General features: G+C 52.5%; 14 protein-coding genes. 11 read left to right on the top strand and 3 right to left on the bottom strand.

Annotated elements, in window-relative coordinates:
- Positions 1 to 32 precede the first annotated feature (32 nt).
- Positions 33 to 347, top strand: coding sequence for a hypothetical protein (locus tag NST96_RS25710; protein ID WP_031932691.1), 315 nt, complete (start codon positions 33 to 35; stop codon positions 345 to 347).
- Positions 348 to 580: 233 nt separating this feature from the next.
- Here the strand turns inward: NST96_RS25710 and NST96_RS25705 are convergent, their stop codons facing one another.
- Positions 581 to 880 carry a hypothetical protein gene (locus tag NST96_RS25705; RefSeq protein ID WP_003388486.1) on the bottom strand — a complete coding sequence of 100 codons (300 nt, stop codon included), beginning with the start codon at positions 878 to 880 and terminating at the stop codon, positions 581 to 583.
- A 182-nt stretch (positions 881 to 1,062) separates the two neighbouring features.
- Here NST96_RS25705 and NST96_RS25700 point away from each other — a divergent pair, with 182 nt between their 5' ends.
- Entirely contained in the window at positions 1,063 to 1,560 is a 498-nt protein-coding gene (locus tag NST96_RS25700; protein WP_003388484.1) for a YwhD family protein, read from the top strand.
- A gap of 248 nt (positions 1,561 to 1,808) precedes the next feature.
- Entirely contained in the window at positions 1,809 to 2,087 is a 279-nt protein-coding gene (locus NST96_RS25695) for a hypothetical protein (protein WP_003388483.1), read from the top strand.
- 76 nt (positions 2,088 to 2,163) lie between these two features.
- On the opposite strand, the gene NST96_RS25690 is transcribed toward NST96_RS25695, so the two are convergent.
- Complete coding sequence (locus NST96_RS25690) at positions 2,164 to 4,215, bottom strand: penicillin-binding protein 1A (protein WP_003388482.1); 2,052 nt, start codon at positions 4,213 to 4,215, stop codon at positions 2,164 to 2,166.
- Positions 4,216 to 4,518: 303 nt separating this feature from the next.
- Between NST96_RS25690 and speE the strand changes: the two genes are divergently transcribed.
- Together speE and speB are read left to right on the top strand one after the other, a co-directional pair.
- Positions 4,519 to 5,352, top strand: a complete 834-nt coding sequence (gene speE, locus NST96_RS25685) for a polyamine aminopropyltransferase (RefSeq protein ID WP_003388481.1) — start codon at positions 4,519 to 4,521, stop codon at positions 5,350 to 5,352.
- An 18-nt stretch (positions 5,353 to 5,370) separates the two neighbouring features.
- On the top strand, positions 5,371 to 6,243 hold the full coding sequence (gene speB, locus NST96_RS25680; RefSeq protein ID WP_039071513.1) for an agmatinase: 873 nt from the start codon (positions 5,371 to 5,373) through the stop codon (positions 6,241 to 6,243).
- A 14-nt stretch (positions 6,244 to 6,257) separates the two neighbouring features.
- On the opposite strand, the gene NST96_RS25675 is transcribed toward speB, so the two are convergent.
- On the bottom strand, positions 6,258 to 6,401 hold the full coding sequence (locus tag NST96_RS25675) for a hypothetical protein (protein ID WP_279041660.1): 144 nt from the start codon (positions 6,399 to 6,401) through the stop codon (positions 6,258 to 6,260).
- Positions 6,402 to 6,773: 372 nt separating this feature from the next.
- Between NST96_RS25675 and NST96_RS25670 the strand changes: the two genes are divergently transcribed.
- The 6 genes from NST96_RS25670 (at position 6,774) to NST96_RS25645 (ending at position 14,686) form a co-directional block, all read left to right on the top strand.
- Positions 6,774 to 8,024, top strand: a complete 1,251-nt coding sequence (locus NST96_RS25670; protein WP_003388479.1) for an MFS transporter — start codon at positions 6,774 to 6,776, stop codon at positions 8,022 to 8,024.
- A gap of 45 nt (positions 8,025 to 8,069) precedes the next feature.
- Positions 8,070 to 8,486 carry a DUF1934 domain-containing protein gene (locus NST96_RS25665; protein WP_039071515.1) on the top strand — a complete coding sequence of 139 codons (417 nt, stop codon included), beginning with the start codon at positions 8,070 to 8,072 and terminating at the stop codon, positions 8,484 to 8,486.
- A gap of 105 nt (positions 8,487 to 8,591) precedes the next feature.
- Positions 8,592 to 8,984 carry a hypothetical protein gene (locus NST96_RS25660; RefSeq protein WP_003388477.1) on the top strand — a complete coding sequence of 131 codons (393 nt, stop codon included), beginning with the start codon at positions 8,592 to 8,594 and terminating at the stop codon, positions 8,982 to 8,984.
- A 65-nt stretch (positions 8,985 to 9,049) separates the two neighbouring features.
- A complete protein-coding gene (locus tag NST96_RS25655; protein ID WP_122957959.1) occupies positions 9,050 to 10,495 on the top strand; it encodes a sigma 54-interacting transcriptional regulator in 1,446 nt (481 codons plus the stop codon).
- A gap of 270 nt (positions 10,496 to 10,765) precedes the next feature.
- A complete protein-coding gene (gene ablA, locus NST96_RS25650; protein ID WP_081924368.1) occupies positions 10,766 to 12,118 on the top strand; it encodes a lysine 2,3-aminomutase in 1,353 nt (450 codons plus the stop codon).
- Positions 12,119 to 12,613: 495 nt separating this feature from the next.
- Positions 12,614 to 14,686, top strand: coding sequence for a heterodisulfide reductase-related iron-sulfur binding cluster (locus NST96_RS25645; protein WP_342404991.1), 2,073 nt, complete (start codon positions 12,614 to 12,616; stop codon positions 14,684 to 14,686).
- Positions 14,687 to 14,689: the final 3 nt, after the last annotated feature.

Raw genomic sequence — 14,689 nt, 5'->3', positions numbered from 1 at the left:
AGTAATCGTTAAAAATGGAGGAGAGGGCAAATTTGGATTACTTTTTTATCCTTGTCTTAGGTCCGATCATTTATGGCTGGTCAACCGGAATTCCGTTATTAGTATTAACCATATGCGGTTTTTCGACGATCATTTTCAAAACAAGAGCGTTAATCAATATTTTCGTAGCTTTGCCTCTTTCATTCTTGTTCTACGAGCTTGCCCGTCCAAAGGAAGGGTGGATTGTTTTGGATTGGGAATTTAGTCTTGTTCTGGCCATCAACACCGCGTGGAATGTACAACTGCTTATTTGGCTAATCCAGAAAGCAGTCAAAGCCTTCCAAAACCAAAAAGAAACAGGCGGGTAAAAGGAATTATCCAGGAAGGGATCAATTGATCCTGTTAAAAAGTAGCATGGCCGCCTACTGTAAAACGGCGGCCCACTGTTTTCGTACTGAATTGATTTCGTGTACTGATTTGCTTTCGTACTGTTCCACTTTCGTACTGTTCCACTTTCGTACTGTTCCACTTTCGTACGAATCTGCTTTCGTACTCTTCCGCTTTCTGACTGTTTCATTTTGAGACTTTTCCAAAGCTGAATCTACAATCTCCCGGGGTCTCTTTTTACAGAGAAACTGGATTGACTCTTCGGCAATCGGCCAAAGCTGGCCTGGTAATTGGAGGGGATATCCGTTTCCAGTCCGTCGCCCATTCCCGCCAATTCTTCCGGAGCATTCGAGAGCCCGGCTCCAGGTGGGGATTCAGCGCGTTTTTCCGCAACGATTTGGTCTACCGCTCTGGCTGCGGCAGGATAAGGCTCCTGCAGCTGGCGTTGTCTATTCAATTCGATATCGCGTTCTCTTGGATGATCATGGGATTGCGTATTGTTCATTTCGGTCATCGCGTAATTCTCCTTCAATGCAGTTGCATAAGCATAATGTGCCCCTCCTGAGCCCGATGTATGAACGCAAATGATCTTTGGCAATGTGCTGCCCGTCAAAGCAGGGCAAGCGGACAAATTGCGTGCAGCGTGGTTTCGGGGTAGAATATCCTCAAGAGTCTGTGAGCAAAGAGGTGTTACGCATGGATATTTTTGATAGCAAAAAGGGCGGATTTACGATCGTCAGCGGCAAAACTGACGTGCATGGCGGTTATGGTCAGGGCGTCCTTGACTTGTCTGCCGTATCGTCTGTGATTATCGACGGGGACGAAGCCTATATTGATATGGGAGCGCTTCATGCCAAAAGCTCCGTTGAAAAAGGCATCAAATGGACGACGAACAAGGAAGAGGTTCCGAACGGAAAGCCTTACTGGGTCGTATGGGTAACGGTAGACCGCAATGAAGCAGGTCCGTATTATGCAGGCGTAACGGCATGCTATATGGAAATTGATCGGGAAGCGCGCCGTGGCTACAAGATTTTGGCGGACCACGTCAATCGGATGGACTACTCCATGAAGCGGCGGATCATGGTCTCTGAATTGAACGAAAAAGAAAAAGCAGCATTGAAAAAGATGCTGATCGAGCACAATGAAGAAATGTGGAACAATTCTTCCGCAGAGTTAAAGGAAGGATTGGCCTGAGTTGGAAATCTTGAACGGTATGTGAACAAATGAGGAAATCAATTGTTAGTAATATTGAAGTCAGGTAAACTTAATTCCATAGCTGTATACATTTACACTAGGTTAGCAAACAGGGAGAGAGCCGTCACTCTTTCCCTGTTTGTCTTTTTTTGAAGGCGCTCACACAATATTTTCAGGGCATCCGCCCGAGGGATACGAAACAAACTAACTGTGCACGGCCAAATTGTCGAAGCAAGGGGGCGTTTCGGTTGACCGATCATACCCGAACACAAGGTGAACACGATCACTTTGTACGACATGGCGGCGTCCACTTTCGCTCGCATGTTTCTCCGCAGCAGATCAATACCTTTATCGGTCGATTGCCAGCCGGTAAACGGGAGAGTCTGTTTGAGGTGCTGGATCAATTAGAAAAAGCCGGAATGATCACCATTTACAACGACCACCTGTTTACGGACGGAAATGGCGTGGTCGGTGGCGGCGAACAGACGGCCGGAGAGGGCGAAGCTGCCCGGCCAACGTTACAGTAGCAAAAAGGGCCAAACCCTTGCAGATGTTCTGCATGAGGTGTGGCCCTTTTTTTTGAAAAACCGGCAGCTTCCCCTATCACTGTGACGGGCTCCACCAACTGCCCATTCGCTGCCAGAAGGAAGGCGAATCGGGAGGCGAGAGCGGAGTCGGGGATTCGTTTGGCGGAAGGTGATCTGTACAGAACTCCTGCGGCTCCGTCCCTTTGGCAAAGTAATAAAGCTGTGGGTCGGGACAGTGTTCCGTGGCCAGTTTCCCCGATTTGGAATCAATATAGACCGAAACGACCCCAGCGGGCATTTCAAACAAGGCAGGCGGTTGATCCTGCAGTGCTTTTTCCATGAATTCGGCCCAGATCTTTTTGGAAAGATAGCCTTCCTTTACGTCATCTACCTTGCGATTTTGGTCATAGCCTACCCAGACCGTGCTGACGAGCTGAGGGGTAAAGCCGCTCAACCACGCGTCATAATCGGTCGAGCCGGTCTTGCCCGCCACCGGGCGGTTGAGTATGTTGGCGACGCGGTAACCGGTGCCGCCCCGTTCAAACACGCTTTGCATCATGTTGGTGAGCAGCGCGGATGCGACAGGATCAGCGACCCGGGTTCTTTCCGTTTTTTCTTCCACGAGAATGTTCCCTTGGCTGTCCTCAATGCGCGTGATCGCGATCGGCTTTACATACTCGCCCTTGTTGGCAAACGCAGCGTATGCTGCATTCAGCTCAAAAGGCGAAACCAGTGACGTGCCCAGTGCCAGGGAAGGAACCGCTTGAAGCGGACTGGATATTCCGAGGCTTTTCGCTTGCTCGACCACCTTTTGCGGCGTCAAATGGTCGATCGTCTTGACAGCGTAAATATTGTCAGAGGTTTTGATCGCTTCCCTCATGCTGATAAAGTCGTGAGCGTAGCGCTCTCCGAAGTTGCGCGGGATATACTGCTTGACCTTGTCGTACGTAAAGACGGTCGGCTCGCTTTTCATCATCGTCAGCGGCGTATACCCGTTTTGCAGGGCAGCCAGATACAGAATCGGTTTGAAGGAAGAGCCTGGCTGACGTTTTCCAAGAACCCGGTTGTACTGGCTTTTTTGATAATCTCTCCCGCCGACCATCGCTTTGACGTGTCCGGTTTTGGGGTCCATGGCTACCAGGGCGACCTGCAAGTCCGGGTTGTCCTTGGGCAAGGTGGCGGCGATGATTTCCTCGGCTTTCTTTTGCATCGCCGGATCAAGTGTCGTGTAAATCTTCAAGCCCCCGTGAATAAAGGTTTCCTCATCAATCCCGTATCTGTTTTTGACCAGACTTGCCAGGTAGTCAAGAAAATAGGGGGCTTGTTCAACCGCTTTTTCCTGAGCCCGGTCCTTCAGCTTGATCGGTTCGGCAAAGGCTTTCTCTGCCTGCTCCGCCGTAATGTATCCAGAGCGCTGCATCGCTTGCAGAATCAACTTTTGGCGGGATTTGGCCTTTTCAAAATCTACATAAGGGGAGTAGTAGGATGGACCTTTCGGAATTCCGGCCAGCATGGAGCTTTCGGCCAATGTCAGGTCCTTGGCGTTTTTGCCAAAATACGTCTGGGCTGCCGCCTGGGCGCCGTAAGCCGAATGGCCGTAGTATATCTGGTTCATGTACATTTCCAGAATCTCGTCCTTGCTGTAATTGAGCTCAAGCTGGATGGCGAGGAGCGCTTCCTTGATTTTTCGCTCCCAGGTCTTGTCCAGCGTCAGGTACAGATTTCGCGCCAGCTGCTGGGTAATGGTGCTGGCTCCCTGCACCTTTTCCATATGGATGACATCCACATAGGCAGCGCGCGCCAACCGTTTCCAGTCGATTCCGTAATGATCGTGAAAAGAGCGGTCCTCGATGGCTACTGTCGCTTGGACGAGCGAGGGCGCCATCTCCTTGAGCGGTACGACGATCCGGTTCTGCCCGCGATGCAGCGTATCGAGGACTTCGCCGTTTTCCGCATAAATCGTGGTGGTCTGATTGATGAACACCTCGGGCAGCGGCTGCGAGCGGAGGTACAGAATGAGCATCAGGGCAGCAAACGAACAGCACAATAGGCTGAGTATGAGAAATTTTACGAATTTCTTTGCCAAGCGAAGGTATCGGATCAGCGGAGCTTCCCGCATCACTTCCATGACATCTCGTCCTTTCCTCCCAAAATATTTTGCTCTTCGGGGCATACTAAACAAACGAATCGTTTTTCCTATCTAGTATGGGAAAAAACGGACCTGGATAAACTTGGCTTCCTGCCGGGGATGATTGTTTTTGAAAAAAATCTTGCATTTTGGGGGCCAGCTACTATAATTTTCTTGGCAGATACGAATTATGAAACATTCGCTTCTGTCGTAGACCATTACGGCAAGAACGGCCTCTGGCCCGGATTTGGTCGCTTTTTTCAACCAATGCGGTTATTAAAAGGAGGGTACATAATCATGAACATGGAACTGTGGTACACCGAAAAACAAACGGAAAATCACGGTATTACAACAAAAATTACCGAGACCTTATACAGCGAAAAAACGGATTTTCAACAGCTGGACATTATTAACACCAAGCAATTCGGACGTATGCTGGTGCTCGACGGCATGGTCATGACTACTGACGTGGATGAGTTCGTCTATCATGAGATGATCTCTCACGTGGCCCTCAATACTCACCCGAACCCGAAGAAGGTTCTGGTCGTAGGCGGAGGAGACGGCGGAGCTATCCGTGAAATCGTCAAGCATCCTTCCGTGGAAAAAGCCGTGTTGGCTGAAATCGACGGCGGTGTTATTGAATCAAGCAAAAAGTACTTCCCGCAGATCGCAAGCGAACTGAGCGGAAATCCGCGCGTCGACGTGCAAGTGATTGACGGCATCAAGCACATCCACGACCACAAGGGTGAATATGACGTCATCATGGTCGACTCGACCGAACCGGTTGGCCCTGCAGTAGGCTTGTTTGAAAAAGGCTTTTATCAAGGCATTTACGACGCGTTGAAACCGGACGGCATCATGGTGGCTCAGACAGAATCCCCATGGTTCAACCGTGACCTGATCAAGCGCGTATTTAAAGATATCAGCTCCATTTTCCCTGTGACCCGTCTGTATACGTGCAGCATCCCGACCTATCCATCCGGTCTGTGGAGCTTTACGATCGGCTCCAAACAGCATGATCCTCTGGAAGTGGACGCAAGCAAGATCAAGGATCTGGGCACCAAATACTACAATGCGGAGATTCACCACGCTGTTTTCAAGCTGCCTAACTTCGTGGCTGAGCTGACTCGCGACTAAGGACGGAGGGCTGAATTCATGCGTTTTGACGAAGCATACTCGGGCAACGTGTTTATCCGCAGCCACGCCAACTACGAGGAAAGCCAGGCAGTCATCTACGGCATGCCGATGGACTGGACAGTGAGCTTCCGTCCGGGCTCCCGTTTTGGCCCAGGCCGCATTCGCGAGGTCTCCATCGGCCTTGAAGAGTACAGCCCGTACCTGGACAGGCTGCTGGAAGACGTAAAATACTTTGATGCGGGCGATATTCCGCTGCCATTCGGCAATGTCGAGGGAAGCCTCGACGCGATTCGCGAGTTTGTCCGCAGAGTGCTGGCAGACGGCAAAATGCCGATCGGGCTCGGCGGCGAGCATCTGGTCTCCTGGCCAGTGTTTCAAGCCGTTTACGAAAAGTACAAGTCCGATCTGGTCATTTTCCACTTCGATGCCCATACCGACCTGCGTGATCACTACGAGGGCTATCCGTATTCCCACTCTACGCCGATCAAAAAGGCGTGCGATCTCATCGGCGGGAAAAACGTCTACTCCTTCGGCATCCGCAGCGGCATGAAGGAAGAATTCGAATGGGCCAAGGAAAACATGCACCTGTACAAATACGATGTCCTGGAACCGGTGAAGCAAGTGCTGCCGACCATCGGCAACCGCCCGATCTACCTGACCATCGACATCGACGTGCTGGACCCTGCCCATGCGCCAGGAACGGGAACGACAGAAGCGGGCGGCATTACGTCCCGCGAGCTGCTCGACACCATCCACTTTATGTCCAAAAACGGAGCCAACGTCATCGGCTGCGACCTGGTCGAAGTAGCACCGGTCTACGACCACAGCGAAATGACCCAAATCGTCGCGTCCAAAATCCTGCGCGAATTGATTTTGGGCTTCGTCAAATAAAGTTTTGCTGCGAATCACAGCAAAGCGATAACATATGGATGCGATTCATCCATGATGTCAACCAGAAACGCCTTCGGTTTTTTGCCGGAGGCGTTTTCGATTATATTAATTTGATTATAAAAACGTAAGGAACCAAGGTCCTTCTCCTGTGGCTTCATGAAAACCAGCCCCTATAAACGAAAGCAGCTCTAGAGATGAAAGAGGAGAAAAACGCGAAGGTCTTTGGGACACCATCCAAGACTTCATTCCAAAAGTGGAACACGCCTTTAGCGTCCAACTCTGAGACGCTCCCTGAAAGAGCTGCTTTTGGACGCGGTTCCACTTTTGGAATGGAGTCGGCCAGTCAAACCCCCAGCAGGTGTCCCACCGAACCTGTAGCGTTTTTCTCCTCTTTCATCTCCTCCCCCAAAGCCGGAATAAAGGGGTTTTTAAGCAAGACCAGCGCACATAATAAACATTTTTATTTACAAAATAGAATATTCTAGCTATTATGATAAAAAGAGGATCGAAGAAAAAAGGGGCTGTCAGCCATGAAAGAGGTATTCAGCAACCGCGAATTCAAAAAGCTGTTTTTCTCCAATCTGTTTTCCGGATTCGGCCAAGGAATGACCATGATCGGTATCGCCTGGTACCTGGTCGAGTCCACCGGCTCAGCCGAGCTGTTAGGAACGACCATGTTCACTTCCGCTGTGCTGATGTTCTTTATCGGACCGTATATCGGCACGTTGATCGACCGGTTGTCCCGAAAGAGGATGATGCTGGCAGAGCATGCCATCGGCTTTACCGTCCTGGGAATTCTCGCCATCTGGGGATTTTACGGTTCCTATGCGGAATGGATGCTGATCACCGTCTATCTGGTGACCACCCTGATGTATCAAATTCACTATCCCGCACAGGCCGCATTGGTGCAGGAAAGCTTTTCCCCCAGGCACTACAACGACATCAACAGCCTGCTGGAGGTAGAAGGACAGACTGCGACCGTACTGGCTGGCGCCTTTGCGGGGTTTTTGCTAAACCTGTTCGGCCTTCACATCGTCCTTTTAATCAATGCACTTACATATTTGATCGCCTACCTGCTGATGTCGACGATGTCCTATACTTTTACTCTGGAAGCAGAGGCGAAAAAGAACAGCAGCGTCTCCTGGACCGGCCAGCTGTATCAAAGCTGGGAGTACATCCGCTCCAAGCGCGGCTTTCTCATCTTCGGACTCTCTGCCATGATGCCGTTCATAGCGGTCATGGCCAGCAACCTGCTGGCTCCTGTCTACGTCAATCAGTCCTTGAGGGCGGAAGTGGATATTTTCTCGATGGGTGAAGTCACGTATGCGATAGGCGCTGTAGGAGCAGGCTTCCTCGTCTCCGTCATCGTCAAAAAAACGGGTCAGCTGTCTGCCATGGTGGGCAACACGCTGCTGTTTGCGATAGCGACGATAGCGATGGTAGCAATCGCGCAGGGGTGGGGGTTTGTAGCTGCTTCCGTATTTTTCGGCTGGTGCAATGCTTCGGTGCGGCTGGTCCGCCAGACGCTTTATATGAACGTAGTGCCGAAACAGGTGATGGGCAGAGTGATGAGCTTTTTCAACTCTGCCGGGATGGCGATGCGTCTGCTCCTGATCGGGCTGTTCACCTTTATGGTCGACAGTACGGGAGCGGGCGTCGGCTATCTCGTCCTGGCTGGGCTATTGCTGCTGGCAGCAGTTGGAGTTGGCGTATCCATGCCCTACCTGCTCAGACTGCCGCAGGAGGAATCGATGGTTGCAACAAAAGAGCGCGGGGCGTAGAATGGACGAGGAAATAGCTGTCCGGAAAGCGAGGACCGTCTGAACATGCAAGAAGTAAATGTTGAATTGACATCCAGGCATAAAATGTACGATGAATGGCAAGAAGATACCCATCAATACCTTGGTCGCTGCACGCAAAAAGGAAGCGACTGGTATCTTACCTATAAAGAACAGATGGAGGGCGCCGGAGAGGTCAACACCGTCTGGAAATTTTCGCAGCAGAGCATCTCCCTCCTGCGGCAGGGGGCAATACAGACGAAGCAACGGTTTCAAAAGGGAGAAACGGACCGCACGACGTACCACAGTCCCCACGGGATTTTCTCTATGGAAATCAATGTGTACAAGATGAAAAGAAATGATGAAAATGAACGACCGTCCGTGATCCAAATCTCTTACCAGCTCTGGTTGAACGAGCAATATGCGGGAGACCACGAAATTTCCCTGCAGATAAGCTGGCAATGAACAAGAAACCGGACGGACACGTGCTGATGACGAAGACCGCCCTTTCATGAGCGGTCTTTCTTCCTGTACAATAGGGGTAGCTTGCGGCAGAGGAGGGAACAGAAAATGACCTTTGTCTTGGTCAACGGCTTGATCGCCGGTCTGATTCTTGCAGCATTTCTGGCTTTGTGCGATGGGCTGTTTGGAACATCCACGTTTGCCGTCTTGATCGATGTCAGCTATGTGCCGGGAATGGCCGGGCTTCCATCCGTCATCGAATTATTGATTCACCTGCTGATCAGCGTGGTCGTCGTGTTTTTCATGGCGTATTTCTACCCCCGCGATCGCCGTGCAACAGTTCGATTTCTGCTGTATTGGGCACTAGCTTTTACGGTGGCCTACCTGCCCTTCAGTCTGCTTAGCGGCACACCGATGTCATTTGTCGCGTTTCTCATCTGGATCGTCGGGCATGTTCTCTATACGATTGTCGTCGCGGCTCAGATTGAACGCCAACGATAAAGTGCTGAATATTCGGCATAGTGATGATTTTTTGGCAGCTTGTGTAAAAGGAGGTATGCGGGCGGATGCCAATGTCGGAAACGGTGGAAATGCTGCAGGCCATTTTGGGAGCTATTGATGAAGGAATTCACGTCGTCGATGCCAATGGCATCTCGATTTTTTACAACCACGTCGCCGCAAAGCTGGACGGGCTTACACCAGAAGAGGTATTGGGCAAGCCGCTGCTTGAGGTTTTCCCGTCGCTTGATCGGCACTCCAGCACACTGCTGACAGTGATTGCAAACGGCGAGCCGATTTTCAACAAGCCTCAGGCGTACACCAACTGGCGGGGCGTGAGAGTGGAGACGATCAATACGACGCTCCCGGTCCGGGTCGGCAAACGGCTCGTGGGTGCGGTGGAGGTAGCCAAGGATATCGGGAAGCTCAAGGAGCTTTCGGAAAAGCTGCTGGATCTCCAGGCAAAAATCAGCAAGCCGAAAAAGGCAAAGCGGGGGCAGAAAGCCGTCGGAGACGGACTCTCCTTTCACTTTGCCGATATTTTGACCGACAATGATCGGATGATGCAGCTGATCGATCGGGCAAGGCGGGCAGCGAGAACCTCGTCTCCTGTGTTGATCTATGGCGAGACAGGGACAGGCAAGGAACTGTTTGTCCAGTCGATTCATCAGGCATCTGCGCGAAGCAGCCAGCCGTTTATTGCCCAAAACTGTGCGGCGCTCCCGGCTACCCTGCTGGAGAGTCTTCTTTTTGGGACTGTGAAAGGCAGCTTTACCGGAGCAGATGACAGGCCCGGATTGTTCGAGCTGGCAGATGGAGGAACTTTGTTTCTCGATGAGCTGAACAGCATGCCGCTCGATTTGCAGGCGAAGCTGTTGCGCGTACTGCAGGACGGGGAAATACGCAGGATCGGCAGCAGCCATTCGACCCGGGTGGATGTGAGGGTAATTGCCGCCGTCAATGAGCCGCCACTGGCGCTGGTCAGCAAGGGAGCGATGCGGACAGACCTGTACTACCGGATCAATGTCGTTTCATTTGAGCTGCCGCCGCTCCGTGACCGCAGAGAGGACGTTTTCCTTCTGGTACGTCATTTTCTCGAAAAGTACAATCAGAAATTCCAGATGCGGGTGCAGGGGATAAGCGATGAAGTATCCGCGCTGTTTTCCAGATATGACTGGCCCGGGAATGTACGCGAGCTGGAGCACGTGATCGAAGCGGCGATGAACATGGTGGAGGGCGATCTGATCGAAGCGGAGCACTTGCCGCTCCATCTGCTCGACAGGATGTCCGGGATCGCTCTATTCCCCGCAGAAAAAAGCTCCCGAGGTATGGGTTTAGTCCCGAAAACCGGCCAGCTTTCCCTGCCGGAGGTGCTCCGCGATGTGGAAGAGCAGATGATCGAGCAGGCGATGCGAGAGACGGAGGGGAACATTCTGAGGGCAGCAAAATTGCTCGGGATTCCGCGCCAAACGCTGCAGTACAAACTGTCGCAACGATCCGGGGCGAATCGATAGCAAACGTCCCAGCGCCGAATTTTCGGCAGTTGAGATCATCAAGATTGACTGAAAAGACGAGGGCAGACCCGTCCAGGCTCTTGGGAGAACAAAAAGAAAAGACTCATTGCATTGCCAGCAAAGCCCGGTTTTGTAAGGGATCGCTGGTTCAATAACTAAGGCGTATTTCATATTTTCCGAATCTTTTGATTTGGTTGGCACGAGTGTTGCATCTCGTACTTGTCGAGCGAAACACGTGTTATCGACACGCGATGAGAGGGGATGACAGACATGACGGTAGCCACCAAGCGCGACTGGCGCCAGATTGAATTGTGGAAGGATGTTACGGAAGAACAATGGAACGACTGGATGTGGCAGTTGACCCACACCATTCGCACCGTGGACGAATTGAAGCAAGTGATCAACCTGACACCGGAGGAAGAAGAAGGGGTTCGCATCTCCAACCAGACCATTCCGCTCAACATCACCCCTTATTACGCCATGCTGATGGACCCAGACGATCCGAAGGACCCGGTACGGATGCAGTCCGTTCCGCTGTCCTCCGAGATGGTCCGGACGAAATACGATATGGAAGACCCGCTCCACGAGGATACCGACTCGCCGGTGCCGGGGCTGACTCACCGCTACCCTGATCGGGTGCTGTTTCTCGTAACCAACCAGTGCTCCATGTACTGCCGCTACTGTACACGCCGCCGGTTCTCCGGCCAGATCGGCATGGGTGTTCCCAAGAAGCAGCTCGACGCCTGTATCGACTATATCCGCAATACGCCAGAAGTGCGGGACGTGCTGCTCTCCGGCGGAGACGGCCTTCTGATCAATGACCGCATTCTGGAATATATCATCAGCAATTTGCGGGCAATCCCGCATGTGGAAATCATCCGCATCGGTACGCGGGCTCCGGTCGTTTTCCCGCAGCGCATCACGGAAAACCTGTGCAACATCCTGAAAAAATACCATCCGGTTTGGCTGAATACGCACTTCAACCATCCCAAGGAGATTACTCCGGAAGCCAAGCAGGCCTGTGAAATGCTGGCGAACGCAGGCGTGCCGCTGGGCAACCAGGCGGTTATCCTGGCCGGAATCAACGACTGTCCGAACACGATGAAAAAACTCGTGCACGATCTGGTGAAAATTCGTGTCCGTCCGTACTACATCTATCAGTGCGACCTCTCCGAGGGGATCGGCCACTTCCGCGCGCCGGTCAGCAAAGGGATCGAAATCATCGAGCATCTGCGCGGCCATACATCCGGTTATGCCGTCCCGACCTTTGTCGTGGACGCTCCGCACGGCGGCGGCAAAATTCCGGTCATGCCGAACTACATCGTTTCACAGTCGGCCGACAAAGTCGTGCTGCGCAACTTTGAGGGTGTGATCACGTCCTATCCGGAGCCGAAGAAGTATCACGCCCACGACGAGGAGAACTGCGAATACTGCAAGGCGGCCAAAGGAAAAGCGGTCGGCATTGCAGCGCTGATGAAAGACGAAGCCGACAATCTGGAGCCGACAGGTCTCGCCCGCAACAAGCGGATCAAGGCGACCAAGGTCAAGTCGTTGGCCGATGTGCGGCAGGAGCAGCGCGAGAAAAAGCAGGCCACGACGGAGAAACAGGCGTCTGGGGACTGAAGCGGGCCGCTACGGCCAAACAAACGTCGGGAGTTTGCAAGCGGGCCGTGACAGAGAAACAAACTACGAGAGATTGCAGTAGCCCGTGGGCTGAGAGGCAAGCGTCGGAGGATTAAAACAGGCTCCGATCATAAAACCAGTATCGGCAAACGGAAGCAGGACACTGATGAAACATAGCTCCGAGCGGAAAAAAGCATCCCGACCCGCTCTTGTACAAAAGACCGCCTTGGAAAAGCGAAGCCGTCCAGCTCGCTTGCTCCAAGGCGATTTTTCTTTGCCACGACCATCATCTGGAACGGTTCGTCCGGAGAAAGGGAGATGACGAGAGAGCAGCATATGTGTTAAGATCAGTGCATACGCTATCCTGAACGAACGCTCAGTCTGGACAAGCTTCAGGAAAGAAAAAATAATGAGTGAATGGTCATTCATTTTTTCTGTCAGTTCTGATAAGATAGAAAACAACAGTCGAACACGAAAAAGGGGGAGCTGAGAACCGTGCTGGCTCTAATCAATCTCATCGCGTTTTTTCTGGTGCTCGCATACGGTTTGTACCTCGCATGCCATGTGGTGTACAGCCGGTATCTCTTCATCAAACTGGGGAAAAAGCCGGATGTAAAGGACGACTTTGGCGCACGCATCAACCTGATGCTGGAAAACGTCGTCTTTCACAAAAAGCTGCTCAAGGACAAGAAGAGCGGCGTAATGCATGTCGTCATGTTTTACGGCTTTATTATCCTGCAGTTCGGGGCGATCGAGCTGATCGTCAAGGGGCTGGTCAAAGGCTTCGAGCTGCCGTTTGGCAGCGCTCACAAGTACTTCAGCCTGATGCAGGAGATCACGGCGTTTTTGATTCTGGCAGCAGTCGGCTACGCCTTCTACCGCCGCTACGTCGAAAAACTGAAGCGCTTGAAACGCGGCTTCAAGTCCGGCCTGGTGCTTTTGTTCATCTCTACCTTGATGGCTACCGTTTTGCTGTCGCTGGCCTTTGAGCAGCTTTGGCTCGGTCACGAAGCATCCGGCTTTGCTCCGATCTCGTCCGCCATCGCGGCAATATTCGCGGGAATCTCGGAGACAGCGGCTGCCGCACTGTTTTACGTATTCTGGTGGCTGCACCTGCTGATCCTGCTTGCCTTTGCCGTTTACGTGCCGCAATCCAAGCACGCCCACTTGATTTTTGCTCCGGTCAACGTCTGGTTTAAAAAGCTGGGGCCGGCAGGCAAGCTGTCGAGCATCGATTTTGAGGACGAAACGCAAGAAGTATTCGGGGTAGGCAAAATCGAAGACTTTACCCAGACGCAGCTGATCGATTTGTACGCTTGTGTGGAGTGCGGCCGCTGCACCAATATGTGTCCCGCTTCCGGCACGGGTAAAATGCTCTCCCCGATGGATCTGATCACCAAGATGCGCGACCACCTGACGGAAAAAGGAGCAGTTGTAACCTCCCGCACACCGTGGATGCCGAGCTTCGCGTTCGCCAATGCGACAGCAAACCAGCTGGCGTTTCAGGCTGGCGAAGCGGCAGCAGCCTCGGAGGGGGCAGCAGCTTCGATCTACGACAAAAACCTGATCGGCGACGTCATTACCGAGCAGGAGCTGTGGGCTTGTACCACCTGCCGCAACTGCGAGGACCAGTGCCCGGTGATGAACGAGCACGTAGATAAAATCATCGATATGCGGCGCTATCTGGTCATGACCGAGGGCAGCATGCCGCAGGAAGCCCAGCGCGCCTTGAACAACATCGAGCGGCAGGGCAACCCATGGGGGATCAACCGCAAGGACCGGATGAAATGGATCGAAGGCTTGAACGGGCAATATGAAGTTCCTACCGTACAAAACACGGAAGAATTTGAATACCTGTTCTGGGTAGGCTCGATGGGCTCCTTTGACATTCGCAGCCAAAAGATTTCCCAGGCGTTCGTCAAGCTGATGCATGAGGCAGGCGTCAAATTTGCCATTCTCGGCAATGAGGAGAAAAACTCCGGCGATACGGCCCGCCGCATCGGAAACGAATTTTTGTTCCAGCAGCTGGCGCAGGAAAACATCGCGCTGTTCCAGGCGTACGGCGTGAAAAAGGTCGTCACCTGCGACCCGCATGCGTTCAATACGTTTAAAAACGAATACCCGGAATTTGGCCTGGAGGCCGAGGTGTACCACCATTCCGAGCTTCTCGCCGAATGGGTGCGCGAAGGCCGCCTCAAGCCGACAAAAGAAGTGAAAGAGCGGATCACCTACCACGACTCCTGCTATCTGGGCCGCTACAACGAGATTTACGACAGGCCCCGCCAAATACTGGAGGCCATCCCGGGCGTCGAAATCGCAGAGATGAAGCGAAGCGGCTGCGACAGCATGTGCTGCGGAGCAGGCGGAGGCCTGATGTGGATGGAGGAGCACGAAGGAACGCGGGTAAACGTCGCCCGCACCGAGCAGGCCCTCGAGGTCAAACCGACAGCCATCGCCAGCGCTTGTCCGTACTGCCTGACGATGATGAACGACGGCGTAAAAATGAAAGAGCTGGAAGAGCAAGTAAAGACACGCGACATCGCGGAAATTCTCGCGGATGCCATCTAGCGG

This window comes from Brevibacillus sp. FSL K6-2834 (assembly GCF_038592925.1).
Taxonomy (GTDB): Bacteria; Bacillota; Bacilli; order Brevibacillales; family Brevibacillaceae; genus Brevibacillus; species Brevibacillus borstelensis.
Note: the sequence above shows the minus strand (reverse complement) of the source record. Positions and strands in the feature narration are given on the sequence as shown.

Coding starts and splice junctions, on each gene's coding strand:
- NST96_RS25705 (WP_003388486.1), bottom strand. CDS start 880: ATGACCGAAATGAACAATACGCAATCCCATGATCATCCAAGAGAACGC.
- NST96_RS25700 (WP_003388484.1), top strand. CDS start 1,063: ATGGATATTTTTGATAGCAAAAAGGGCGGATTTACGATCGTCAGCGGC.
- NST96_RS25690 (WP_003388482.1), bottom strand. CDS start 4,215: ATGGAAGTGATGCGGGAAGCTCCGCTGATCCGATACCTTCGCTTGGCA.
- speE (WP_003388481.1), top strand. CDS start 4,519: ATGGAACTGTGGTACACCGAAAAACAAACGGAAAATCACGGTATTACA.
- speB (WP_039071513.1), top strand. CDS start 5,371: ATGCGTTTTGACGAAGCATACTCGGGCAACGTGTTTATCCGCAGCCAC.
- NST96_RS25675 (WP_279041660.1), bottom strand. CDS start 6,401: ATGAAGCCACAGGAGAAGGACCTTGGTTCCTTACGTTTTTATAATCAA.
- NST96_RS25670 (WP_003388479.1), top strand. CDS start 6,774: ATGAAAGAGGTATTCAGCAACCGCGAATTCAAAAAGCTGTTTTTCTCC.
- NST96_RS25665 (WP_039071515.1), top strand. CDS start 8,070: ATGCAAGAAGTAAATGTTGAATTGACATCCAGGCATAAAATGTACGAT.
- NST96_RS25660 (WP_003388477.1), top strand. CDS start 8,592: ATGACCTTTGTCTTGGTCAACGGCTTGATCGCCGGTCTGATTCTTGCA.
- NST96_RS25655 (WP_122957959.1), top strand. CDS start 9,050: ATGCCAATGTCGGAAACGGTGGAAATGCTGCAGGCCATTTTGGGAGCT.
- ablA (WP_081924368.1), top strand. CDS start 10,766: ATGACGGTAGCCACCAAGCGCGACTGGCGCCAGATTGAATTGTGGAAG.